A 24042-nucleotide genomic window follows, 5' to 3' on the forward strand; every position below is an offset into this window, starting at 1 on the left:
CAGCCGGCTACGCGTCCGCGTCCTCGGTGTCGGCCGGATCGGGCCGACCGGGCAGAAACGCATGCAGCCACTTCTCGGTGTGGGCGACATGCGCCGCGGCCGCGTTTCCGGCGGCCGCCGGGTCGCGCCGGGCGATGGCTCCCGCGATCGCCCGGTGATCCTCGTCACTGGCGCGCTTGATGCCGGGACCCTCGGGCAGCGTGAACACCTGATAGGCGCGGGAGCGCGCGCGGAACACCCCGAGCAGCGAGCCGAGCGTGGGGTTGCCGCCCACCCGGGCGATCTCGGCGTGGAAGCGGTGGTCGAGCTCGGACACCTCGGTCGGGTCCTCGGTGGCCTCCATGGCCTCGATGTGCTCGAAGAGCGTGGCCATCGTCTCGGGCGTCATCCGCGCGGCCGCCTGCGCCGCGGCGTGGGACTCCAGGACGCGCCTGATCTCGAACATCTCCAGCAGCCCCTCGAGGGGCAGCAGGTCGACGGTCAGCGAGAGGCTGCCGACGATGTCCTCCGGGCGCAGCTGGGAGACGTACGTCCCCGAGCCGTGGCGCGGCTCGATGACGCCCAGGGCGGCCAGCATGCGCACCGCCTCACGGAGGGATCCTCGAGAGACTCCCAGCTCGTCGCACAGCTCGTTCTCGGGCGGAATGCGCTGCCCGGCGACCAGCCGGCCGGTGGCGATCATATGCCGTAGGCCATGAAAGGCCTTGTCGACTGCGGACATCGCTTCCCTTCCCCGTGGCCCGCCCCCGTGGCTCGGCGACGGCCGTGCGGCTCGGCGAACGGCGCCGTGCCTCAGGTTCTCACTCTATCGAGTCATCAGATCTCTCGCCCGAGCCAGCGGCAAGTCATCAGATGACTTATCGGGGACGTACACCTATTGCCTTCATCCTTGCTGCCGTGCCAGGATCCCGGGCCAAGCCACCAGCCAAGTCATCAGACCTATCGCCGATAAGCGTCTGATGTGTCGGCCCGATTTCCGGGAGATGTCCAGTCACGTGAGCGAGACCGACGTCAGCACAGCGCCGCGCCCCCTGCTCCTCGCCGACGGCCGCCCCGCCGCGGAGGCGTGGTCCCTGCACCCTGGGGAGCGCCATCTCAACCACGGCTCCTTCGGGGCGGTTCCGGTGGTGGCGCAGCGCGAGCAGCAGCGGCTGCGCGAGGAGATGGACCGGTCACCCGTGCTGTGGTTCGCGACGCTTCCGGGCAAGGTCGCGGCCGCCCGGACCGCCGTGGCCGGGTTTCTGCGCGTCGCGCCCGAGGATCTGGCGCTGGTGCCGAACGCGAGTGGTGGGGCGAGCGTCGTCTACGCGAATGTGCCGCTGCGGCCCGGCGCCGAGATCCTGGTGACCGACCACGGGTACGGGGCGGTGACCATGGGAGCCGAGCGGCTGGCCCGGCGCCGGGGCGCCACGGTCCGTACCGCGCACGTACCGCTCGACGCCGATGAGGAGCAGGCCTGTGCGGCCTTGGTGGCCGAGCTGAGCGAGGCCACCGGGCTGATCGTGCTGGACCACATCACCTCGGCGACCGCCCGTCGGATGCCGGTGGAGCGGATCGCCGAGGTAGCCAGGGAGCGGGGCATTCCGCTGCTGGTGGACGGGGCGCATGTGCCCGGTCTGCTCGCCGATCCGATGGCGGGGCTCGACTGCGACTTCTGGATCGCCAATCTGCACAAGTTCGGCTGCGCGCCGCGCGGCACCGCGGCCCTGGTCGCCCGGGGTCCGCTGCGCGAGGAGCTGTATCCGCTGATCGACTCCTGGGGCGCGGCCGATCCCTTCCCCGACCGGTTCGACACCCAGGGGACGGTGGACGCCACCAGCTATCTGGCGGCGTCGGCCGCGACGGACTTCATCGAGACCACCTGGGGCTGGGAGCGCGCCCGTACGTATATGAGCGAGCTGGCCGACTACGCGGAGCGCGTCATCGGCGATGCCTTCGCCGAGGTCATGGGCGAGAGCGCGGCCGTGGACGTCGGCATGCCGGTGGGCGCCATGCGCCTGGTGCGGCTGCCGGCGGGGCTCGGCACCACCCGCCTGGAGGCCGACGCACTACGCGACCGGGTGGCCCGCGAACTTGCTGTGGAAGCCGCCTTCACCAGCTTCGGCGGTGTCGGTTACTTCCGTCTGTCGACGCATGTGTACAACACCGCGGCCGACTTCGAGTACTTCGCCGAGCGCTGTGTCCCGCAGCTCGCCGAATGGGCCCGCACACCGGGCGTCGCCCCGTGAACCACGCGTGACACACGCGACACACCTTCATGACCCGCCACGTCGCCCGTGGCGCATATCGACGCCCGCGGAACTCCCACAGAAATACCACGGAACTCCACAGAATGAGGACAGGGATGAGAAGAAGGAAGGCAGTCATCGCCCTCGGCCTGGCCGCCGCCACGGTCATGACGGCCATGACGGGCTGCACCTCCGGGGTGAGCGACGGCTCAGTCCACCTCAAGATGGTGGAGAGCCTGACCAACCCCAGCCGCACCGCGGTCCTGAAGAAGCTCATCGCGGACTTCGAGAAGAAGAATCCGAAGATCAAGGTCGATCTCATCTCGCCGCCGACCGACCAGGCGGACCAGAAGATCCAGCAGATGCTGCAGTCCGGCAGCGGGGTCGACGCGCTCGAGGTGCGGGACATCACCGCCGGGCCGTGGGGGACCAACGGCTGGCTCTACGACATGAGCAAGGACCTCAAGGGCTGGTCCGGCTGGAAGGACCTCACCGACAACGCCGTCAAGTACTCCAAGGACGCCAAGGGCCGGACGTACTACATCCCCTACGGCTTCTACGGGCTGAGCCTGTTCTACCGCTCCGATCTGATCAAGGAGGCGGGCTTCAAGCAGCCCCCGGCCAGCTGGGACGAGCTGCTGAACCAGGCGAGCAAGATCCAGAACCCCTCCAAGCGCCAGTACGGCTATGCGTTCCGGGGCGGGGCCAACGCCAACAGCAACGCGGTCGCGGTCATCGAGGCGTATGTCGCGGACAAGATCGACCGCGAGAACGGGTTCAAGCTCACCAACGGCAAGACGATCTTCTCGGCGCCCGAGGCGCTCGACGCCATGAAGACCTACCTCAAGCTGTTCAAGAAGGCGTCGCCGCCCTCGTCCGTCGCCTGGGGCTACCCCGAGATGGTGGAGGGCTTCTCCAACGGCTCCACGGCATTCCTGCTCCAGGACCCCGAGGTCATCGCCACGGTGCGCCAGTCGAAGTCGATCAAGGAGAACCAGTGGACCACAGCCCCCTTGCTGGCCGGCCCCAGCGGTAAGGCCATCCAGCCGGTGGCGAGCGCGGGCTGGGGCATAGCCGCCGGCAGCAAGCACAAGGCGGAGGCCATCAAGCTGATCGAGTTCCTTTCGCAGGGCGATGCCTCGACCACCTTCACCAAGGAGAACAGCCTGGTGCCGATCCTCAAGGGCGCGGGCGAGGATTCCTTCTACCGGACCGGGCCCTGGGCGAGCTATGTGACGATGACCGAGAACCCGGACACCTACCTCACCGTCACCCAGCCGCGTGACGCGTCCTGGTGGACCGAGTGGGTCCAGAAGTCCGACGCCGAGGTGCAGAAGGTGCTGCTGGGCAAGATGACGCCCGAGGAGCTGCTGGCCGGCTGGGACGCGTACTGGACGAAGAAGTGGAAGAGCCAGACGTGAGCCTGTCGACTTCCAAGCAGGCGGGGCGCCCCACCCGGCGGGGCGCCCGGCCCGCGCCCCTCAAGACGACGGACCCGCGCTCCCGTAAACCGGTGTTCACCGTCCGCCGGGGCCTGGGCATCGCCGGGTTCATGGCCCCGGCCGCCCTCTTCGTCGCGGTCTTCATCTACTACCCGATGATCTCGGGCAGTCAGATGGCGTTCCGCAACTGGAACCTCAACGACCTCACCGACATCTCATGGGTGGGGTTCAAGAACTTCCAGACGATCTTCAACGACCCGGTGTTCTACACCGTGCTCGACAACACCCTGATCTGGGTGGTCGCCTCACTCGTCCCCCAGCTGGTGATCGGCTTCGCGATCGCCCTGTGGCTGCGCCGGCGCTTCCGCTTCCGGGGCCTCTACCAGGCGCTGATCTTCTTCCCGTGGGCCATCTCCGGATTTCTCATCGGCATTCTCTTCCGCTGGATGTTCAACAGCGAATTCGGCGTCGTCAACGACCTGCTGTCAAAGGTGGGGCTGATCGACGAGCCGATTCCATGGCTGGCTGAGCCCAAAACGGCCATGACCGCCGTCATCATCGCCAATGTCTGGTACGGCGTCACCTTCTTCGCCATCATGATCCTGGCGGCGCTGCAATCCATCCCCGACGAATTGTACGAGGCGGCCGAACTCGACGGCGCGGGCAAGGTCCGTACGCTGTTCCAGGTCACCATTCCGTATATCCGCGCCACCTTGGCGCTGACCGTGCTGCTCCGGGTCATCTGGATCTTCAACTTCCCCGACATCATCTTCGGAATGACCGGCGGCGGACCGTCCAACGAGACCCATATCGTGACCACCTGGATGATCACGATCACCCAGCAGGGGGACTACGGAAAGGCCTCGGCGCTCGGGCTCATCGTCGTCGCGCTGCTCCTGGTGTTCTCCGTCTTCTACCTCATGGCCACCCGCGAGAAGAAGGGAGCGAGGTCTTGATACGCAAGGAGTCCTTCGCGGGACGCGCAATCCGGATCACGTTTCTGACGATCTGGCTGGTCATCACGGTCTTCCCGCTGTACTGGATCACCATCACCTCGTTCAAGGCCCCGGGCGACATCTTCGCCTTCCCGCTCGCCTACTGGCCCAAGGACTTCTCCTTCGAGAACTACAGCGGGCTGTTCAGCAAGGCCCAATTCGGTGACTACCTCACCAACAGCCTGCTCGTCGCGACGGTCGCGGGCACGGTGGCGACGGCCATCTCCGTGCTCTCGGCCTATGTGCTGGCGCGGTTCGAATTCCGCACCAAGACGGCGCTGCTGATGGCCGCCCTGGTCACCCAGATGATTCCGTCCTTCATCGCGCTCGGCCCGCTGTACACGATGATGACCCAGCTGAACCTGGTCGACAACCGGCTCGGGCTGATCCTCGTCTATATCGCGGTGTGCATTCCGTTCAGCACCGTGATGCTCCGCGGGTTCTTCGAGAACGTCCCGGACGCGCTGGAGGAAGCGGCCATGATCGACGGATGTTCGCGCTTCGGGGCGCTCTTCCGGGTGCTGCTGCCGGTGATGAAGCCGGGCATCGTGGCCGCGTTCATCTTCAACTTCGTGAACTGCTGGAACGAGCTCTTCCTGTCGGTCACCCTCATGAACAGCGACGCCAACAAGACCATCCCCACGGCGCTGAACGGCTTTATCTCCAGCTTCAACATCGACTGGGGTTCGATGTCCGCGGCGGCCGTGCTCACCATCGTGCCGACCATGGTGCTGTTCGCCTTCGCCAGCCGCCATATCGTCCAGGGGCTGACCTCGGGCGCGGTGAAGGGCTAAGCGGTGATGGGCTGAGCGCCCCCGGCGCGGGGGCCGACGGATACGGGTCCAGGTCAGCAGCTGGCCGGCCGTCCAGGTGTTGACGACCCGCTCCTGGGGGACGCCGCACTCCTCGGCCCGGGCGCATCCGTCGATCTGCCAGTCGAGCTGGCCCGGGGCGTGGGCATCGGTGTCGATCGAGAAGAAGACGCCCGCCTGGACGGCCTGGCGCAGCAGTCGGCGCGGCGGGTCCAGCCGCTCCGGGCGGCAGTTGATCTCCACGGCAGTGCCCGCGGCGGCGCAGGCGCCGAACACCTCGTCGGCGTCGAACCGCGACTCCGGGCGGCGCCCGTCGAGCAGCCGCCCGGTGCAGTGCCCCAACACGTCGACCAGCGGATTGCTGACCGCCGCGACCATCCGGCGGGTCATGGGGCGGGGGTCCATACGCAGCTTGGAGTGGACCGAGGCCACCACCACGTCGAGCCGGTCCAGCAGCTCCGGCTCCTGGTCCAGGGAGCCGTCGAGGAGGATGTCGACCTCGATCCCGGTGAGCAGCCGGAACGGCGCGAGCCGGCCGTTCAGCTCCGCGATCACCTCCAGCTGTTCGCGCAGCCGGTCCGCGGACAGTCCGCGGGCCACGGTCAGCCGGGGCGAGTGGTCCGTGAGCACGGCCCAGTCGTGGCCGAGGCTGGCCGCGGTACGGGCCATGAGATCGATCGGCGAGCCCCCGTCCGACCAGTCCGAATGCAGATGGCAGTCACCGTGCAGGGCCGCCCGCAGCGCGGCCCCGGGCCGCTCGGCCGACACTCCGCCCTGGTACTCCTCCTCCAGCTTCGCCAGATAGCCGGGCACCTCTCCGGCCAGCGCCTCCCGGACCACCTGGAAGGTCGTAGGCCCGATTCCCTTGAGCGACCGCAGCGCACCGGTGGCCGCCCGCCGCACCACCTCCTCGGCGGGCAGCCGGGACACCACCTCGGCGGCCGCACGGAAGGCGCGCACGCGGTATGTCGGAGCCTGGGCGCGCTCCAGGAGGAACGCGATCCGGTCCAGCGCCTCCACGGGTTCCATGGCATGCCCTGCCTTTCCCTCCGCCGGCTCCCGGTCCCCCTCTTCAGGGTCGCGTGTTCCCGCTTCCGGCGCCCGGTCAAGCGGGAGGACTCTCTGGGCGAGCGCGTCGCCCACGAGTTGCGGTCTGGTCGCCTCCCAGCGGCGCGGGGTGTACGTCACCGGCCTGGGCGCCGAGGACGTCGAAGAGCTCTACACCCTGCGCGACTCCCTGGAGAGCCTGGCCCTGACCCTGGCCATTCGGGCATCGGCGGCTGATCGCGGTGTGGGAGCAGTACCGGCCCACGTTCGCGGTCGTCCTCGATATCACCAACGCCCAGGACGTCGATCTGCACGCCCCCGCCGAGGACCACGCCATGCTGCTGGACGCCACCCGCCGGGGCGATCGTGAGCTCGCGCTCACCACCCTGCGCGCACATCTGGTCGGCGCCCGCGACCGGCTGCGCGCCGCCCTGCACGAGACCATGGACCGGGCGAGCGGCTGAGGCGGGCCCGGCTCCCCGGGCCGTAACACCTCCGCGGACACGAACGGGCGGCACCGCCGTAGCAGTGCCGCCCGCCACCGGATACTCCGTTGCTCCGTGTTGTTCCGTGCTGCTCCGTCAGGAGCCCGTGACCGCCGCGGGTTCCTCCGCGCGTGCGCCGGGCGCGGCGGCGTCCTCGCGCACCCACAGCGGCCGCAGCCGGTAGGTCAGCAGGTACAGCACCACGGACGCGCCGGCCGCCACGAACATGCTCAGGTCGCCCGCGCCCGGGTACGCCGCCGAAAAGGGCCCGGTGTAGAAGGTGGACTGCCAGAACGGCACCGAGGCCAGCACCCCGCCCGCCCAGGCGACGAAGCCCCAGCCGAGCACCCGGCTCCGGTCGTACAGCTCGGGGATCCGGGCCCGGTCGGAGCGCCCGCCGAGGTGGTAGTCGAGCAGCAGCACGGCCGCGAAGGGGGCGATGAAGTACGCGGTGAGGTTGAGGAAGACCTTGAACTTGTCCTCGGTCCCGGACTCGCCCCACAGGCTGATGCCGTACGCCAGCAGACAGATCACCACGACCGCCTGGGTGCGGGTGACCGACACCTTCAGCGTCTGGACGGAGATCGCGCCGCCGTAGACGTTGAGAAAGTTCTGCGCGAGCGCGGACAGGGTGATGGCGATCAGCGCGGGGACGGCGAACGGCCCGGCCAGCTCGTGCAGGGCGGTGATGGAGTCCGTACTGGTGGCGCTGCCGCCGACCAGCACGCCCAGGATGCCGAGCCAGCAGATGGTGACGAAGTTGCCGAGCCCGGTGTACCAGGCGGTGCGGTTCACCACCTGGGGCGAGTCGGGCAGATAGCGCGAGTAGTCGGAGGCGAACGGCGCCCAGGCGACCAGGAACGACAGGAACCAGCCGCCGAAGGTGATCCAGCCGCCCGTGCCACCGATGTACCCCTTGGCGTGCGGGTCGGCGTCGAAGGTGCCTCCGCCGCGGACCACGGCGACCACCGTGATCATCGCGAACAGCGGGGTGAGGACATAAGTGAGCACCCGCTGGAGGTAATTGATCATGTTGTAGCCGTAGACGGACACCACCAGTTCGACGGCGGTCAGTGCCAAGGCGCAGAGCCAGAACGGCAGACGGGTCAGTTCCGCGAACGCCTTCCCGCCCAGGATCACGGTGACCGCCGCCCACCCGATCCCGGCGAAGACATTGATGTAGGCCACGGGCAGGAAGTTGCCGAAGAAGCCGAGCGGGCCGCGCGCCTGGATCTGCTGCGGCACACCGAGCCGTACGCCCATCTTGGACATCACGGCCATCAGCAGCGAGCCGAGAGCGGCGCCGAGGACGATCGCGACCACGGCGGCGGTGAAGCTCAGCCCGAACCAGGCCGCGCTGAATCCGAGCAGGATGATGGGGAAGTTCAGACCGGCGGCGAACCAGACGAAGAACTGCGAGCTGGGCTTGCCGTGCCGTTCGCTGTCGGGGATGTGGTCGACCCCGAAGGGTTCGACCTTGGTGACCGCGCTGCCGTACACCGGCGCCGGGGCGTCGTGCGTCATGGGGTGCTCCTGGGGACGGGAGGAGAGGGGCGTCGGGGGGTGGCGGGACACAAAGAGGTGTGCGGGCGCGGACCGGCTCGGCTCACCACGGCAGGGGCGCCGTCTGCGAGATGTCGAAGAACCCTCCGCCGCTGTAGACCAGCGGCGCCAGGTCGTCGTGGCTGGCGGAGACCACCCGGCCGGTGAAGACGGTGTGGCTGCCGGCCTCCAGCCGTTCGCCGATCTCCACCTCCAGCTGGGCGCAGCACCCGTCGAGCAGTGGCGAGCCATGGCCGCCGGGGCTCCAGGGGTGCGGGGCGAATTTGTCGTCGGCCTTGGAGGCGAAGGTCCTGGCCACGTCCAGCTGGTCGGCGGCGAGGATGTTGATGCCGAGGTGGGTGGCGCGGTGGAGCGCGGGGTGGGTGGTGGAGCTCCGCTGGACGCATACCAGGACCATGGGCGGGTCCAGTGAGATGCTCGCGAAGGCGTTGACCGCCAGCCCCCTGGGCTTTCCGTCGTCGTCGCAGGTCACGACGGTCACCCCGGTGATGAACTTGCGGTGCACCGCGCGCACCAGGTCGGCTTCGACCGCGGCTTCTTTGGTGGTGGTGACGATCCCCAGCGCCTCCAGCAGCTGACGGGAGTCGAAGGTGACCCACTCCTCGGCCACCGCGGCCCCGTCGAAGCGGGAGAAGGTCGCGCCGGACACTTCCACCGGCCGGCCGGTGGGCGGCACACCGAGGAAGTCCCCGGTGTGGCGGCCGGTGGAGCGCCAGCGGATCGCCAGCCGTTCACCGTCCTCCACGATCTCCTCGATCTCGGTCCGCAGATCGGGGAAGGCCCGTCGGACGGCGCGTACGGAGTCCTTGAACTGCTCGCGGTCCTGTGGCGCGGCGGCAGGCCCGCGGCGCCGGACATAGCCGGGGCTGAGCAGTTCGTCGAGCGCTCCGAGGCGGCCCTGATCCCAAGCGGCCTGCCAGGCGGAGCGGATGCGGGCGGTGCGGTCAAGAGTTCGCGTCATGACGGTTCCCTCACTCAGCTCTTGTATGGCAGAGGACGCTAAGAACGACACGGACCAGTGTCAACACCTTGAGCAGAAAGAACCCCGAAGGCGCTACTGGACAAGAAATGCACAGGTCAATGTCGCTACCTGGAAGCGATCCCTTGACGAGCCAGAACCGGACTCCTAGCCTCACTGCCATGGCACAGCACGAGCTGGAGGATCATCGGATGCGGTTCTCGATATTTCACAACCTCGGAGCGCCTGGACGGCTCGGCTCCTACTCCCATGTCATGGACGAGGCGCGTGAGTTCGCGATCGCCGCGGAGCGGGCCGGTTTCTGGTCCACCTGGTACACCGAGCACCACTTCGGGCACGAGGCGATCGAGATCACCCCGAACCCGGTCCTCATGGGCGCGGACATCGCCGCCCGCACCGAGCGCATCAGGATCGGCCAGGCCGCGAGCATCGCCACCTTCTGGCATCCGCTGCGGCTCGCCGAGGACATCGCCATGCTCGACCAGCTCTCCGGCGGTCGGGTCGAGGTGGGCCTCGGACGCGGTCTGTACGGGCGGGAGGCGCTCAACCTCAACGCCCTGGCCGACCCGCGCGACCAGGAGCGCAACCGCGCGCTGTACGAGGAAACCGTGGAGATCCTGCGCAAGGCGTGGAGCGGAGAGTTTTTCTCTCATAAGGGACAGTTTTACGAGTTTCCCGCCCCGGGGGTGAAATGGAACCATCCGCTCTCCCCTGCCACCCCCGACTACACCGAGGCCGGGGTGATCACCAAGATGCAGGTCACGCCCTTCCCGCTACAGCGTCCCCACCCGCCGCTGTGGCAGGTCATCGACAGCCCCCGCTCGATCCAGGCCGCCGCGGCCGACGGCGTCCAGGGCATGTTCTGGCTGCCCCCGGTCTCGGCGCTCAAGGAGCGCTTCGAGCTCTACCGCGACACCGCGAGTCGGGCCTCGGGGCGCGAGTACGCGCTCGGCGAGGGCATCGGCCTGGTCCGCGACGTCTATGTCGCCGACACCATGGAGCAGGCCCGCGCCGACTTCGAGGAGTCGCTGATGACCACCTACCGGTGGATCATGCACTGGCGGGGCCTGGCCAATCTGATGGAGGCGGGCGAAGAGCTCACCGACGCCCACGAGCTGTCCTTCGACTTTCTGCACGGGCGCAATCTGCTGGTCGGCACCCCGGAGTACGTCGCGGAGAAGATCGCCGAGCTGCGGGACGAGGTGGGTCTCGAGCATCTGCTGCTGTGGACCACCCACCCCGGCCTTGAGCACCTCAAGGCGATGCGCAGCCTGGAGCTGTTCGCCGAGAAGGTCATGCCGGAGTTCGCCGCATGAGCGTGTCTTGGCGCGCTGTGCGGGCTGGACTGAGGAGCCGCGCAGCGACGGAGGAGCGAGCAGTGACGAAGGAAGCCCGCGCGTTGAAGCGCGCCAAGACTGAGCGGGAGGAACGGTGAGTGCCGCGAACGGCCTGACCGGGCTGCGGAAAGTGGTGACCGTGACCGATGAGCTGCTGCTGGAGCTCGGCCGCCCGGTGGCCACACCGGTGCGCCGGGCCGCCGCGGCCGCGGTGATCCGCAACCCCTGGGCCGGCCGTGGCTTCGTCGCCGATCTGGGGCCCGAGGTCGAGGCGATCGCGCCGGGTCTCGCCCGGCTGCTCACCGACCGGGTGAGCGAGGCGCTGGGCGGGGTCGGGCGTATCGAGTCCTTCGGCAAGGCCGCGATCGTGGGGCTCGACGGGGAGATCGAGCACGGCGGGGCGCTGATCCACACGCCGTTCTTCGGCAATGTCTTCCGCGAACTGACCGAGGGCACCTCGATCATCGTCTTCAGCGACGACCGGCTCCCGGCCGGCGAGCCGCTGACCGTACCGCTGTGGCACAAGACCGCGGCCGCGACCCGCTCGCACTACCAGACCTGCCATATCCGCGTCCCCGACGCGCCCCGGCCGGACGAGATCGTCGTGGTCGCGGCTGGCGCTGCCGGCCCCCGGCCGAACGCGCGGATCGGGGACCGCGCCACCGACCCCCTCGTCCGCCTCGCCGATCTGGAGACCGCCCAGTGAACATCCGCAAGATCATCACCTTCACCGAGGACATCCACACCGAGGGCGGCCGCCCGGTCGACCCGCCGGCCCGTACCGCGGTAGTGGTCGCCGTCATCGAGAACCCCTGGGCGGGGCAGGGCTACGTCGCGGATCTGCTGCCCGGGATCGACGAGGTCGCGCCGAAACTCGGCGAGCTGCTCGCCCCCCGGGTGGTCGAGGCGCTGGGCGCGCCGGTCGAGGCGTACGGGAAGGCCGCGATCGTGGGCCTGGACGGGGAGGTCGAGCACGGCTCCGGGCTGATCCACACGCTCAAGTTCGGCGACCACTTCCGCCGGGCCGCACAGGCGACGACCCTGCTGCCTGCGGTGGAGAAGCGGGCCGCCGCGGGCACCGTCTTCGACATACCGCTCAAGCACGTCACCGACGCGACCGTACGCTCGCACCACCAGAGCATCGAGGTGCGGGTGCCGGACGGGCCGCGCGCCGACGAGATCGTCATCGGTCTGGCGGCCGCCGCCCAGGGGCGTCCGCACGCCCGGCTGGCCCCTCTGTCGACGGAACAGTGAGCGACGGAGCAGTGAGCGAAACCCCCGTCGCGCTGAGCCATGAGACACACGGCGACGGCCCCGGCCTGATGCTGCTGCACGGCGTCGGGCTCGACCGCCATCTGTGGGACCGCTGTCTGCCCCGGCTCGCGGCGCGGCACCGGGTGACCCTGGTCGATCTGCGCGGCCACGGCGCCTCCCCCGCGGCAGCCGCCGGGGTGTCCCTGGCCGAACTGGCCGCGGATGTCGCGGCGCTGCTGGACGGCCCCACGCATATCGTCGGCTTCTCGCTCGGCGCCCTGGTCGCCCAGCAGCTCGGGCTGGTCCGGCCCGAGCTGGCCGCCTCGCTCACCCTCGTCAGCTCGGTCGCCGGGCGCACCGAGGAGGAGCGGGCGGCGGTGGCGCGGCGCAGGGAGCTGGCCGCGCGCGACTTCGGGGCGTCCGCGTGGGCGGCGGTCGACCGGTGGTTCTCGGCCGGCTGGCGGGCCCAGGAGCCCGCTCTGGCACAGGACGTGCTCGACACCCTGCTCGCCAACGACCGGGCCTCCTACCTCGCCTGCTACGACGTGTTCGCGAGCTCCGACGCCGGGCTGTGGCCGCTGCTGCCCCGGATCGGCGCCCCCAGCCTGGCGGTGACCGGGTCGGACGACCCCGGTTCGACGCCCGAGATGTCGCGCCGGCTGGCCGGGCGGATCCCCGGCGGCCGGGCGGTGATCGTGCCCGGAGCGCGCCATCTGCTGCCGCTGGAGTATCCACGGGAGCTCACCGACGTGATCCTCAGCCACACCGGACAGGAGTGCCACAGCTCATGAACCGCCTGCCGCGCCATGACCACTACATCGCGGGCGAGTGGACCGCCCCCGCCGACGGCGGCTACTTCCCCAGCGTCAACCCGGCCAACGCGACCCCCTGGTACGAAGCGGCGAACGGCACCGCCGCCGATGTGGACCGCGCGGTCGCCGCGGCCCGTACCGCCTTCGAGGATCCGCGCTGGCGCGATCTGAGCCAGACCCGGCGCGGGCGGCTGCTGCGCGCCCTGGCCGAGCTGATCGGCGAGCATTCCGAGGAGCTGGCCCGTACCGAATCCCTCGACAACGGCAAGCTGCTGCGCGAGATGCGGGCGCAGATGGCCGGACTGCCGGAGTACTTCCACTACTACGCCGGACTGGCCGACAAGATCCACGGCGAGGTGATCCCGGGCGCCGACCGCGCCCTGCTCAACTACACGCTGCGCGAACCGGTCGGCGTGGTCGGCGCCATCACCCCGTGGAACTCCCCGCTGCTGCTCACCGCCACCAAGCTCGCCCCGGCCCTCGCCGCCGGGAACACGGTGGTCGTCAAGCCCTCCGAGCACACCTCTGCCTCGCTGCTGGCGCTCGCCCCGCTCTTCGAGCGGGCGGGCTTCCCGCCCGGGGTGGTCAATGTGGTCACTGGCTTCGGCGCGGGCGCGGGCGAGCCGCTGACCGAGCACCCGGACGTGTCGAAGGTGACGTTCACCGGTTCCACCGAGACCGGCCGCCGTATCGCCCGCACCTGCGCCGACCGGCTCATCCGGTCCACCTTGGAGCTCGGCGGGAAGTCGCCCAACATCATCTTCCCGGACGCCGACCTCGGCTCGGCGGCCATGGGCGTGATCGCCGGGATCTTCGCGGCCGCCGGCCAGACCTGTGTGGCGGGCAGCCGGGTGCTGGTGCACCGGGAGGTGTACGACGAGATCCTGGAGCGGGTGACGGCGCGGGCGGCCACGATCCGGATCGGCGACCCGCTGGACGAAACCACCGAACTGGGCCCGCTGGCCATCGCGGACCAGTTGGCGAAGGTCGAGTCGTATGTCGAGCTGGGGCAGGCCGAGGGCGGAAAGGTGGTCTGCGGCGGGCGGCGGCCCGAGCCGGCCCTCGACGGGTACTTCTACTCCCCCACCGTCTTCACCGGCACCGACAACTCCATGCGCGTCTGCCAGGAGGAGATCTTCGGCCCGGTCGCCACGGTCATGCCGTTCGGGTCCGAGGAGGAGGCGCTGGCGATCGCCAACGACTCCGCGTTCGGGCTCGCGGCGGGCGTGTGGACCCGGGACCTCAACCGCGCGCACCGGATGGCAGCCCGGCTGGAGGCCGGCACGGTGTGGGTCAACACCTATCGCTCGATGTCGCCGATGTCGCCCCGGGCGGGCTTCAAGAGCAGCGGCATGGGGACCGAGCACGGCACGGAGGTCATCCGGGAGTACACCCGGCTGAAGAGCGTGTGGATCAATACGAGCGAGGAGCCCGTGGGGGACCCCTTCATCCTCAGATCATGAGCAGAGCCTCAGGTCGTGAGCAGAGCGACAGGTCGTGAGCAGGGCTTTGACGGGAAGCGTGGGCCACATCTAGTGTCACGTACCATGCAACAACCCACAGGGAAGCGGCTTCAGCAGACCAGCATGCAGGCGAGGGTCGCCGAAGAGCTGCGGCAGATGATCATCAGCGGAGAGCTGCCGCCCCGCTCCAGCCTGTCCGAGATGGCGCTGTCCGAGACCTTCGGGGTCAGCCGTACGCCGATCCGCGAAGCGCTCAAACAGCTCCAGATCGAGGGGTTGGTGGAGGTCCGGCCGCGGGTCGGGACCTTTGTGGCCGTGCCGTCCCGGCGCGAGCTGACCGAGCTGTTCCAGATGAAGGAGCTGCTGGAGGGCGCCGCCGCCCGGCTGCTTGCCTTCCGCGGCGGCGTCCATGAGGTGGAACTGCTCGAGGCCAATATGCGGGCGGCCGACGAGGCGGTCCGGGAGGGCGACGCCGAGCGGTACGCGGCGCTGGTCCATGAGTTCCACGATCTGATCGTCAAGGGCGCCGACAACAGCAAGCTGGAGGCGCACTACCGCACGCTGATGAACCAGCTGGCCTACGCACGCCTGGTGCGCACCTCGCTGTCGCGGCCGGGGCGGCTCACCGAGTCGGACAGCGAGCACCACCGCGTGCTCAACCTGATCCTGGCCAAGGACGGCGACGGCGCGGAGCGCGTGATGCGCGAGCATGTGCGGATGAGCCACCAGGCGCTGATGGCCGGTATCGACGAGCGGGAGAGCTGACCGCGGGAGGCCACAGCCTCCCGCGGCTCACTCGAAGGTCGTCTCATCGGCCAGGGCGTGGCTGATGCGGCGGGTCGCGTCGTAGAGCTCCCGGTACAGCGGGTACCGGCGGTCGTAGACCGCGCGCCATGCCTCGTCCGGTTCGACGGTCGCGACGATCGGGTTCCAGCCGGAGGTGTCGACGCCGAGGGCCCCGGCCGCGAGCGCCGCGTCGCCGAGGCAGGCGCCGACGGTTTCGGCGGGGATCTGCTGCGGCAGGCCGATCGCGGCGGAGACGATGGCCGTCCACAGACTCCGGGCGCCACCGCCCACCGCGACCAGGCGGTCAATACGGGCCCCGGCGTCGGCGAACGCCTCGAGGTTGTGGCGCACTCCGAAGGCGGTGGCCTCGAGCACCGCACGGTACAGCTCCGCGCGCCCGTGGCCCAGCGTCAGCCCGATGACGGTGCCGCGCGCCCGGGGGTCGAACAGCGGGGTGCGCTCCCCGGCGAAGTACGGCAGCATCAGCAGGCCCCGCGAACCGGGCGGCACCCGCTCGGCCTCGGCCAGCAGCGTGGCGAAGTCCGAACCGGTGAGTTCGCGCAGCCAGTCGGTGAGGCTGCCGGAGGTGGCCATGCCCGCCGCGAGGCAGTAGCTGTCCGGGCGCACTCCGGTGGTGCCCCACAGTGCGGGGTGGCGCATCGGCCGCTCGCCCATGACGGTGAGGAACATGGTCGAGCCGTACATCACCATGGTGTCGCCGGGGGCCAGCGCGTCCACGCTCGCGGCCTCCGCCCAGGCGTCGATGGTGCCCGCGGTGACCGGCACCCCCTCGGGCAGCCCGGTGGCCGCCGCGGCAGCCGCGTGCACGGTCCCCACCACCTCGCCGGGCCAGGCCAGGGCCGGGAGTTCAAGGCCGGGGGCGACTCGCTGCGCCCAGGTGTCGCTCCAGCGCCGGGCGTCGAGGTCGTAGAGCGGATCGCACTGGCCGGCCGAGTGGTGGTCCAGTACGTACTCCCCCGTCAGCCGGTGCACCAGCAGGCTGGAGGCCATGAAGAACCGGCGGGTCGCCCGCCATACGTCCGGTTCATGGCGGGCGAGCCAGCGCAGCTTCGGGCCGACCGCCTGGCTGGTGAGCGGGGAGCCGCCGCGCGCCAGAATCTCCTGGGCGCCGAGTTCGGCGGTCAGCTCCGCGATCTCGGCGGTGGCGCGGGTGTCGACCCCGTACAGGATCGCCGGGCGCAGCGGGCGGCCCGCCGCGTCGGCGGGCAGCAGACACGGGCCGATACCGGAGACTCCGACCGCGGCCACCGCCCGCGCGGCCACGCCCTCGGTGGCGAGGAGTTCCCGGACGATGCCGGTGAAGTCGGCCCACCACACGGTCTCCGCGTCGTGTTCGAACCAGCCGGGGCGGGGGGTGGCGGTGCGGTGCGGGCGGGTGGCGCGGGCGAGCACCCGGCCATCGGCGCGGACCGCCACCCCCTTGGAGGATCCGGTGCCGATGTCGATCCCGAGAAACACCGGTTCGCACACCGGTCCGCCGTCGCCCGCCTCGGCTTGTGGCCTGGCGGAGGCGTGTGGCCATTCGTAGGTGGAGGCCCGTGTCATACGCTCGTCGGTCTCCTCGTCGTAGGTCGCAAAGGTGCCCGGTATCAGCTGCATACGGTAGCCGCCGCCCGTACGGCGACGGCGCGGATGTCAATCCCCGCCACCCGGAAACGGTTTACCGCCCGGACACCTCGGGCAGGCGGATACTCGTGCTTCGGACCGGAGGCACGCCCCGCGGGAGCAGTGTGACCGCTCGGGGTGCGCCCCGGTTCGGTCCCGGACTCCTGCGCGGTGTCCACGGTCCCTCAGACCGTCAGCCGACCCGCAGGAGGTGTGTGTCCCATGACGACCGCCGCAGTGCAGCCCAAGGCCCGCTCCTCGGCCCACCCGCACGACGACGCCCCCGACACCTCTGCCGAGTTCGAGAAGATCGCCGAACTCCCCGACGGACCACGGAAGGAGGCCCTGCGACAGCAGGTGGTGGAGGCCTGGATACCGATGGCCGACCGGCTGGCCGGGCAGTACCGCAACCGCGGCGAGTCGATGGAGGATCTGCGCCAGGTCGCCGCGCTGGGCCTGGTGAAGGCCGTCAACCGCTACGACCCGGAGCGCGGCTCGGCGTTCGAGAGCTTCGCGGTGCCCACCGTGGTCGGCGAGATCAAGCGCCACTTCCGCGACCACCTGTGGGCGCTGCACGTCCCCCGCAGGGTCCAGGAGTTGCGCAACCGGGTGCGGGCCGCCCATCGCGAGCTGTCCCACTCGCTGGACGACCGCGCGCCCGACATCGAGGAGATCGCCGATCGCACCGGCCTCTCCGAGGAGGACGTACGCACCGGAGTGGGAGCCCTGGACAGCTTCTCCCCGCTCTCCCTGGACGCCCCGCTGACCGGCGCCGACGACGGCTATGCGCTGCGGGACACGCTCGGCGAGCAGGAACCCGCCTATGACCGGGTGGTGGACCGGGAGGCCGTGCGGTCGGGGCTGTGCCGGCTGCCCGAGCGGGAGCGGCGGATCCTCTACATGCGCTTCTTCTGCGATATGACCCAGAGCCGCATCGCCGAGCAGCTGGGCATCTCCCAGATGCATGTCTCCCGCCTGCTCAACCGCACCTGCTCGCACCTCTGCGAGCAGGCCACGTCCGATTCGGGCTGAATCCCCGGACCCACGCAGACGTCCTATCTATGGCCTTGCCTTCACCACAAGGAGTTGACGCCTCCAGGGCAAATGCTGAGAGAGAGCCGTGAGATAGTCATCGAGGGCCTGCTCGCACCCTTGACGACATCCGATGTCTCTCGCAGTGAAGGGATGACCGATGACCGAATCGACGTCCGCCCCGTCCCCAACGCCTCATCAGCGACGCCTCGCCGAGTTCCAACAGCAGCGCTTCGGGCTCTTCGTCCACTGGGGGATCTACTCCCTGGCCGCCCGCCATGAGTGGGTGAAGCAGCGTGAGCGGCTGACCGACGAGCAGTACCAGGCGTACTACGACCACTTCGACCCGGATCTGTACGACCCCGGCGCCTGGGCGGACGCCGCACACCACGCCGGAATGCGCTACACGGTGCTCACCACCAAGCACCATGACGGCTTCTGTCTGTGGGACTCGGCGCTCACCGACTACACCGTGGCCGGCACCCCGTACGGCAAGGACCTGGTCGGGCCGTTCTGCGAGGCGTTCCGGGAGCGGGGTCTCGGGGTGGGCTTCTACCACTCGCTGCTCGACTGGCACCACCCCCAGTTCCCGCTGGACCGGCTCCATCCGCAGTGGGACGAGGACGCGCCGGACGGCGGGGACCCGGGCGACCGTGACATCGCGGCGTACGCCCGCTATCTGCACGGGCAGGTCGAGGAGCTGCTGACTCGGTACGGTCCCGTGGACACGCTGTGGTTCGACTTCTCGTACGCCAACCGCGTCCGCGCGGGCAAGCCGATCACCGGCGGCAAGGGCAAGGCCGACTGGCGCTCGGAGGAGCTGGTGGCGCTGATCCGCCGGATCCAGCCGGACATCCTCATCAACAACCGCCTGGAGCTGCCCGGCGACTTCACCACGCCCGAGCAGCATCAGCCCGGTGAGCCGCTGACCGACGAGGACGGCCGGCCGGTGGTGTGGGAGGCTTGCCAGACCCTCAACGGCAGCTGGGGCTACGACCGGGACAACCTCAACTGGAAGTCCCCCGACCAGCTGATCCGGCTGCTCGTCGACACCGTCTCCAAGGACGGCAACCTGCTGCTCAACGTCGGCCCGAACGGGCGCGGCGAACTGGAGCCGCGGGCCCTGGAGACCCTGCACGAGATCGGCGCCTGGATGCGGCTGCACTCCCGGTCCATCCACGGCGCCGGCCCCTCCCCGTACACCGCGCCCACCGGCTGCCGCTACACCCAGCGCGGCGACCGGCTCTACCTCCATGTCCTCGACTGGCCCTACCGCCACCTCCACCTGTCGGGTCTGGCGGGCAAGGTGCGCTACGCACAGCTGCTGGGCGACGCGTCCGAGGTGCGCCGGCCGATCGTCGACCCGGCCTGGGACAACGGCAACGTCGCCCCCAAGGGCGTTCCGGCGGGGAGCCTCACCCTGGAGATCCCGGTCCGCAAGCCCGATGTGTCCGTCCCGGTCATCGAGCTGTTCCTGGAGCCGGACGCCGTGGCGGGCCCGCGCTGAACCAGGGGATCCCGGCGCCCGGCGCCCGACCGGGCGTCAGGATCCCCAGCGGCGTGGCGCTAGTGGGTCTGCACCCACCAGGTCATCAGGCCGATGAACGAGGTGCCGCACGCATACGAGGCGCCGCGCACGAAATTCGCCGCCGCGAGCCGGGCGTAGCGGCGCCACCGCCCGGTGGAACGACTGGGCGCCGGGGGACGATCCTGCGTAGACAGCATGTGGAGCCCCTTTCGTGAGCGTACGGACACCAGCGGGTCCACGCTGGGAGCCCGTCGGCGCCGGGCGTCACCGGGCCGCTGGCTGCGGGCTCCTTTGCGCTGCCTATAGCATACAAGATTGTGATCTTGTGAAACCCGCAGGACCCGCCGGTAATTCGCTCTAGCGCATACCCTTCGCCGCCACCGTCCGGGTCTCGGTGTTCCAGCCCGAGACCCGGACGGACGGCTCGGAGCCGCCCAGGTCCGCCGCCCGGTAGGTGGCGGTGAGCGTCGTGGACTCCCCCGGCCACAGGCTGACCTGATTGTCCGTCCACCGCACGGGCAGGACGGGCGCGCCCGCGCCGGTCACCAGATGGGCGTCCACCAGCAGGGCCGGAGTCTGGCCGGTCGAGGTGTTGCGCAGGGTCACGGTCGTGGTCGCGGTGCCGTCGGGGGCGGTGGTGGTGTCCGCGGTGGCGGACACCGGTGCCTGGTCCATCTTGCCGAGCCCGGTCAGATCGGCGTAGGAGGTGGTCGGGGTGTAGTACCAGTCGGTGTTGTCCCAGTCGAGCACGTCCGGCTCGGTGGACAGCCAGTAGACGTTGCGGCTGACTTCCTTGCCGGCGCCATTGGTGAGCACGAGCTTGGCGAGGTAGGTGCCCGACAGCCCGCTGACACTGGCGGGCACGGTCAGCGCGGTGGTCTTGCCGCCGTCGGCCGGCGCGGTCAGGCCGGTGGCGCTCTTGTCGTACTTCCGCGCGCCCTTGGTGTCGTAGAGGCTCACCCGTGCGGTCAGTCCGGTGGCCGCGTCATGCCGGTTGTTGACCACGACCACCGTCCGCGAGTCGTACGAGTACTGGATGTGCAGCGGCTCATTCGCCTTCTTGGCGCCGAAGTAGGCCCCGCCCTGGTCGAGATAGCGGTCGAAGAGCTGCCAGTGCAAGGAGGTCCAGCCGCTGCCCAGCATCCAGTAGACGACGCCGGTGGCCGGTTTGGAGGTGTCGGAGAAGTTGCGGCCGTACGCCTCGTACTGGGCGCGCACCGCCTCGTACTGCGCGAGTTGCGCCTTGCGCACATAGTCCTCGAGGCCGGTCGGCGGGCCGTAGCGGCCGCTGAGCGCGTTGCCGAACAGCTTCAGATCGCCGAAGGTGCCCGACGGCGAGCGGTGGTACTGCTTGGCCTTCGGGTCCTTCCACATCGTCTCCAGCTCGCTCGGGGACATCATCCGCCGGAGCGTGTCGAGGGTCGGGATGTCCGGTCCGGCGCTGGTCTCGGAGTTGAATCCGGTCGCGCCGCCCTCGCGCTTGGCGTACCAGTAGTTCGGGGGCACCCAGTCGTAGGGGCCGGTCATCTTCATCCCGGACTTGCCGAGGACCGGTGAGGACTTGGCGGAGGCGGCGGGGACGACCGGGTTCGGCCAGTCGGCGGCCTTCAGGGCGTCGAGGTAGTTCTTCTCGATCGTCGCGTCGGGCGCCAAGTCGCTGCCGACGAGGAAGGAGATGACGCTGGGGTGGTCGCGCAGCCGCGCGGCCTCGGCGGCCATGGAGTCCTTGGCCACCACGTAGTCGGCGGCGGACCACTTGTCGCCGGTCTCGTCGCCGTTGACCTGGCCCTCCCACTTGTCGCAGCACTCCCAGCCGGGGAGGGTGAGGATGCCGTACCGGTCGGTGAGGTCGAAGAACTCGTCCGGCTCGATATGGCCTTCGAGGCGGATGGTGTTCAGGCCGAGGTCGAGGGCGTACTTGAGCCGGTCCTCGACGTAGCGGGCGTCCCAGCGCAGAAAGACGTCAGGGGACCAGCCGCCCGCCTTGATCAGCAGCGGGCGGCCGTTGATGGAGTACTGGCGGGCGCCGTCGGCGTTCAGCGGGGCTTTGACGTCCCGGATCCCGAAGGTCTCATGGGCGGTGTCGGAGACGGTGCCCGAGACGGTGGCGGTCAGGTCGAGGTCGTACAGCGGCTGGCCGCCCATCCCGGCCGGCCACCACACCCGGGGCTGGTCCAGGCGCAGTTGGGGATAGGCCGCGGGCGTGAAGGTGACGGTCTTCTTCTCGTGTGCGGCCAGCGCCACGGACTGGCTGAAGGACACCGAGCCGACGGTCCCGGAGACGGTGGCGGTGACGGGCGCGCCGGAGTCGTTGCGGGCCTCGGCCTTGACGGTCAGTTCGGCGGAGGACAGCGAGGGCATGGCCAGTTCGGTGGTCACATGCGCCCCGCGCAGGGCCACCGGGCCGCCGCGGCGGACGAGGACGTCGCGCACCAGCCCCATGTTCTCGTCGGGCGGGGGCTGCAGCCAGTCGATCCAGCCCATGGTGAGGTTCTTGCGCGGATCGTTGGGCTGGACCCTGAAGGCCACCGTGTTGGTGCCGGACTTCACCAGGTCGGTGATGTCCAGCTCATGGCGGGTGTACGCACCGGCGACCTGGTCCTTGGTGGCGATCTGCTTGCCGTTGACGTACACGTCGGCGGCGGAGACGACCCCGCTGAAGTCCAGGTAGGTGCGGGCGTCGGGGGCGGTGACGGTGAAGTCGGAGCGGTACCACCAGGGGACGGCGAAGTCGCCGGCCGGGATCTTCTTGAGGTTGGTCGAGTAGAACGGATCCGCGTACGTGCCCTTGGCCAGCAGACCCGCGAGCACCGTCGACCGGGGCGCCATGGAGTACCAGCCGGTGGCGGGGTAGCCGGGCGTCGAGACGGCGGCGGGGCTGTCGCTGACCTTCGCCGAGGACTGCACGGCGAAGCCGGCCAGCGCGGTGGCCGTGCCTGCGGCGGCCCCGACCCGGGTGACCGGCGGCGGGGCCGGATCGGCGGCCGTCGGCGTACGGGGCGGCGGGGCGGCCCCCGCCGGGAGGGAGAGCGCCAGCAGCAGCCCGCCGGCGGCGAGCGCGGTGGTCAGGACGGGGCGCACGCGGGCTGTCGCCCGCCGCCGGGGTGGTGCCAGGCGGAGGAACACGGGGTCTCCCTGGAGGGCCGGGCGTTGGTTAGGCAACTTTCCTAACAGTCTTTGGACGCTAGAGACGTGAATGCGACATGTCAACACCGCCGCGCCGCGCGAGCGCAGGCCCGTACCACCCTGGACAGCGCCGCCGCGCCGCGCGAGCGCACGCCTGGATCACCAGTGACAGCACGCCCTACCTCACGGGCGTGCACCCGAATCGCCCCCGTACCTCCCCTCCCCCGTCTCCCCGCTCAGCCGTGCCAGCGCAGCACCGCGCCGAGGCCTCCGGACGGTCCCGTCATGCCCTCCGGCACCATCAGCACCTCGGTGTCCGCCGCCGCGGCCGCGCGCACCAGCGCGTCGTCCGCGCGCGCCGGCTCCGGCGAGGCCACCCCCAGCGCGCGGGCCTGGGCGCGCTGCACAGCCACCTGGTCGACACCGGGGCCCACCCACACCTCGCGGCGGGCGTCCGACCCCGTCTGCCCGATCAGCAGCGTGGCCGCCTGATGGCTGCGTACCGCCTCCACCACGGCCCGCATCCCCTCCGCCGCGCCACCGGGCGTCGAACCGTCATGGGCCCCGCCCACCCCCGGCTCCCCCGGGCGGCCCCGGGCGGCGCGGAAGAGGTCGAGGACGTCCTCCAGATGGGTGCGGACGTATTCCTCGCGGGCGCGCTCGATCTCCGCTTCGAGCAGTTCCCGGGAGCTGCCCGCGGCCCTGCTGCCGTGCTGCGCCTGCACCGTGCTGGCGCGCAGCGGCTCGGGCAGCCGGTCGTGCACGGCCCTGCGCTCACGCGGGTCACCGGCCAGGACCAGCAGCCGCGCGTCGCTCTCCGGCCACCGCCGCGCGAGCTCGTCGGCCACGACGTCCGCGGTCTGGTCCAAGGTGTTCTCGACCCGGTTCCGGTAGTGCCACTCGTACCGGTCGGCGGGTACGGAGCGGTGTCCGCGCCCCTGCGGCGGTCCGCCACTCGCCCGGCCTACGGGGCGCGGACCGGCGTTGTCGAGCAGTTCGAGATCGGCTCCGGAGCGGTCGACGCGGGCCACCAGGCAGGAGGGCCACTCGCCGCGCAGCGAGGCCAGCGGCGCGACCCGGGGAAGCAGCGACCAGGAGGTGTCCACATCGCGTGGCGAAGTGGCCAGCGGAAGGTCGAGGACCACTTCCCCGCCCGCCGCGAACAGCGCCCGCCCCGCGGACGGCCGTGCCGTCCGCTCGCCCGCCAGCCGCTGCACCAGCGCCTCGCGCGTGGCGGCGTCGGCGCCCCGCCGGGTGAGCTGGTCGCAGACGAACCGCTCACGCAGCCTGCGCCGGGTGGGCGCGTCCTCGGTCGCGCGCGAGGTGTCCAGATAGACGCAGGCCCAGGGACCCGGGCGGTCGAACAGCGGCTTCAGGAATCCAACATCCATGACCTCCCCCATCCCGGGGAAACGCACGAGAGCCGGGGCGCACCCGGAGGAATCCGGAGCCCCCGCCCCGTTCCTGAACCCCAGGATCCCTCCACCGGTCCCCGAGCGCCAGGCACGTCCGGGCGCGCCATCGACG

20 protein-coding genes and 1 pseudogene are annotated in these 24042 nt (G+C 70.3%); 13 read left to right on the forward strand and 8 right to left on the reverse strand.

What is annotated here, in order from left to right; translation table 11 throughout:
* Positions 1-7 precede the first annotated feature (7 nt).
* The gene (locus ACFV2X_RS16375) at positions 8-721 is read right to left on the reverse strand and encodes a FadR/GntR family transcriptional regulator (RefSeq protein WP_385616665.1); all 714 of its coding nucleotides are present in this window, start codon (positions 719-721) and stop codon (positions 8-10) included.
* A gap of 274 nt (positions 722-995) precedes the next feature.
* Here ACFV2X_RS16375 and ACFV2X_RS16380 point away from each other — a divergent pair, with 274 nt between their 5' ends.
* The 4 genes from ACFV2X_RS16380 (at position 996) to ACFV2X_RS16395 (ending at position 5459) form a co-directional block, all read left to right on the forward strand.
* Positions 996-2228: an aminotransferase class V-fold PLP-dependent enzyme gene (locus ACFV2X_RS16380; protein ID WP_385616667.1), complete on the forward strand. Its 1233-nt coding sequence runs from the start codon at positions 996-998 to the stop codon at positions 2226-2228.
* 116 nt (positions 2229-2344) lie between these two features.
* Positions 2345-3649 carry an ABC transporter substrate-binding protein gene (locus tag ACFV2X_RS16385; protein ID WP_385616669.1) on the forward strand — a complete coding sequence of 435 codons (1305 nt, stop codon included), beginning with the start codon at positions 2345-2347 and terminating at the stop codon, positions 3647-3649.
* The gene (locus ACFV2X_RS16390) at positions 3646-4626 is read left to right on the forward strand and encodes a carbohydrate ABC transporter permease (RefSeq protein WP_385616671.1); all 981 of its coding nucleotides are present in this window, start codon (positions 3646-3648) and stop codon (positions 4624-4626) included. Before ACFV2X_RS16385 ends, ACFV2X_RS16390 begins: the two co-directional genes overlap by 4 nt.
* Positions 4623-5459, forward strand: coding sequence for a carbohydrate ABC transporter permease (locus ACFV2X_RS16395; RefSeq protein ID WP_385616673.1), 837 nt, complete (start codon positions 4623-4625; stop codon positions 5457-5459). Before ACFV2X_RS16390 ends, ACFV2X_RS16395 begins: the two co-directional genes overlap by 4 nt.
* 21 nt (positions 5460-5480) lie before the next feature.
* Here the strand turns inward: ACFV2X_RS16395 and ACFV2X_RS16400 are convergent.
* A pseudogene (locus ACFV2X_RS16400) lies at positions 5481-6506 on the reverse strand (PHP domain-containing protein); the annotation flags it as partial.
* A 260-nt stretch (positions 6507-6766) separates the two neighbouring features.
* Between ACFV2X_RS16400 and ACFV2X_RS16405 the strand changes: the two are divergent.
* Positions 6767-6988, forward strand: coding sequence for a hypothetical protein (locus ACFV2X_RS16405; protein WP_385616675.1), 222 nt, complete (start codon positions 6767-6769; stop codon positions 6986-6988).
* A 117-nt stretch (positions 6989-7105) separates the two neighbouring features.
* Here ACFV2X_RS16405 and ACFV2X_RS16410 read toward each other — a convergent pair whose 3' ends face one another.
* Together ACFV2X_RS16410 and ACFV2X_RS16415 are read right to left on the reverse strand one after the other, a co-directional pair.
* A complete protein-coding gene (locus ACFV2X_RS16410) occupies positions 7106-8533 on the reverse strand; it encodes a purine-cytosine permease family protein (RefSeq protein ID WP_385616677.1) in 1428 nt (475 codons plus the stop codon).
* An 82-nt stretch (positions 8534-8615) separates the two neighbouring features.
* Positions 8616-9533 carry a flavin reductase gene (locus ACFV2X_RS16415; RefSeq protein ID WP_385616679.1) on the reverse strand — a complete coding sequence of 306 codons (918 nt, stop codon included), beginning with the start codon at positions 9531-9533 and terminating at the stop codon, positions 8616-8618.
* A gap of 179 nt (positions 9534-9712) precedes the next feature.
* Between ACFV2X_RS16415 and ACFV2X_RS16420 the strand changes: the two genes are divergently transcribed.
* The 6 genes from ACFV2X_RS16420 (at position 9713) to ACFV2X_RS16445 (ending at position 15182) form a co-directional block, all read left to right on the forward strand.
* Positions 9713-10867 (forward strand): LLM class flavin-dependent oxidoreductase, encoded by a 1155-nt coding sequence (locus ACFV2X_RS16420; RefSeq protein ID WP_385616681.1) that lies wholly within the window; start codon positions 9713-9715, stop codon positions 10865-10867.
* Between the two features lie 115 nt (positions 10868-10982).
* Entirely contained in the window at positions 10983-11594 is a 612-nt protein-coding gene (locus ACFV2X_RS16425; RefSeq protein WP_385616683.1) for an amino acid synthesis family protein, read from the forward strand.
* Positions 11591-12142: an amino acid synthesis family protein gene (locus ACFV2X_RS16430; protein ID WP_385616685.1), complete on the forward strand. Its 552-nt coding sequence runs from the start codon at positions 11591-11593 to the stop codon at positions 12140-12142. The genes ACFV2X_RS16425 and ACFV2X_RS16430 overlap by 4 nt, the downstream gene beginning before the upstream one ends.
* An 11-nt stretch (positions 12143-12153) precedes the next feature.
* The gene (locus ACFV2X_RS16435) at positions 12154-12933 is read left to right on the forward strand and encodes an alpha/beta fold hydrolase (RefSeq protein WP_385616687.1); all 780 of its coding nucleotides are present in this window, start codon (positions 12154-12156) and stop codon (positions 12931-12933) included.
* The gene (locus tag ACFV2X_RS16440) at positions 12930-14417 is read left to right on the forward strand and encodes an aldehyde dehydrogenase (protein WP_385616689.1); all 1488 of its coding nucleotides are present in this window, start codon (positions 12930-12932) and stop codon (positions 14415-14417) included. Before ACFV2X_RS16435 ends, ACFV2X_RS16440 begins: the two co-directional genes overlap by 4 nt.
* Before the next feature lie 84 nt (positions 14418-14501).
* Positions 14502-15182: a GntR family transcriptional regulator gene (locus ACFV2X_RS16445; protein WP_385616691.1), complete on the forward strand. Its 681-nt coding sequence runs from the start codon at positions 14502-14504 to the stop codon at positions 15180-15182.
* 27 nt (positions 15183-15209) lie between these two features.
* Here the strand turns inward: ACFV2X_RS16445 and ACFV2X_RS16450 are convergent, their stop codons facing one another.
* Positions 15210-16823, reverse strand: coding sequence for an FGGY-family carbohydrate kinase (locus ACFV2X_RS16450; RefSeq protein WP_385616693.1), 1614 nt, complete (start codon positions 16821-16823; stop codon positions 15210-15212).
* Between the two features lie 228 nt (positions 16824-17051).
* Between ACFV2X_RS16450 and ACFV2X_RS16455 the strand changes: the two genes are divergently transcribed.
* Complete coding sequence (locus ACFV2X_RS16455; protein ID WP_385616695.1) at positions 17052-17861, forward strand: SigB/SigF/SigG family RNA polymerase sigma factor; 810 nt, start codon at positions 17052-17054, stop codon at positions 17859-17861.
* A 160-nt stretch (positions 17862-18021) separates the two neighbouring features.
* Positions 18022-19368 (forward strand): alpha-L-fucosidase, encoded by a 1347-nt coding sequence (locus tag ACFV2X_RS16460; RefSeq protein WP_385616697.1) that lies wholly within the window; start codon positions 18022-18024, stop codon positions 19366-19368.
* Between the two features lie 59 nt (positions 19369-19427).
* Here ACFV2X_RS16460 and ACFV2X_RS16465 read toward each other — a convergent pair whose 3' ends face one another.
* From ACFV2X_RS16465 to ACFV2X_RS16475, 3 genes are all read right to left on the reverse strand, one after another.
* On the reverse strand, positions 19428-19586 hold the full coding sequence (locus tag ACFV2X_RS16465) for a hypothetical protein (protein ID WP_014173534.1): 159 nt from the start codon (positions 19584-19586) through the stop codon (positions 19428-19430).
* A gap of 160 nt (positions 19587-19746) precedes the next feature.
* The gene (locus ACFV2X_RS16470) at positions 19747-22515 is read right to left on the reverse strand and encodes an exo-beta-D-glucosaminidase (RefSeq protein WP_385616699.1); all 2769 of its coding nucleotides are present in this window, start codon (positions 22513-22515) and stop codon (positions 19747-19749) included.
* A gap of 236 nt (positions 22516-22751) precedes the next feature.
* Positions 22752-23906: a hypothetical protein gene (locus ACFV2X_RS16475; protein ID WP_385616701.1), complete on the reverse strand. Its 1155-nt coding sequence runs from the start codon at positions 23904-23906 to the stop codon at positions 22752-22754.
* Positions 23907-24042: the final 136 nt, after the last annotated feature.

Source organism: Streptomyces sp. NPDC059679 (assembly GCF_042734105.1).
Classification (GTDB): Bacteria; Actinomycetota; Actinomycetes; order Streptomycetales; family Streptomycetaceae; genus Streptomyces.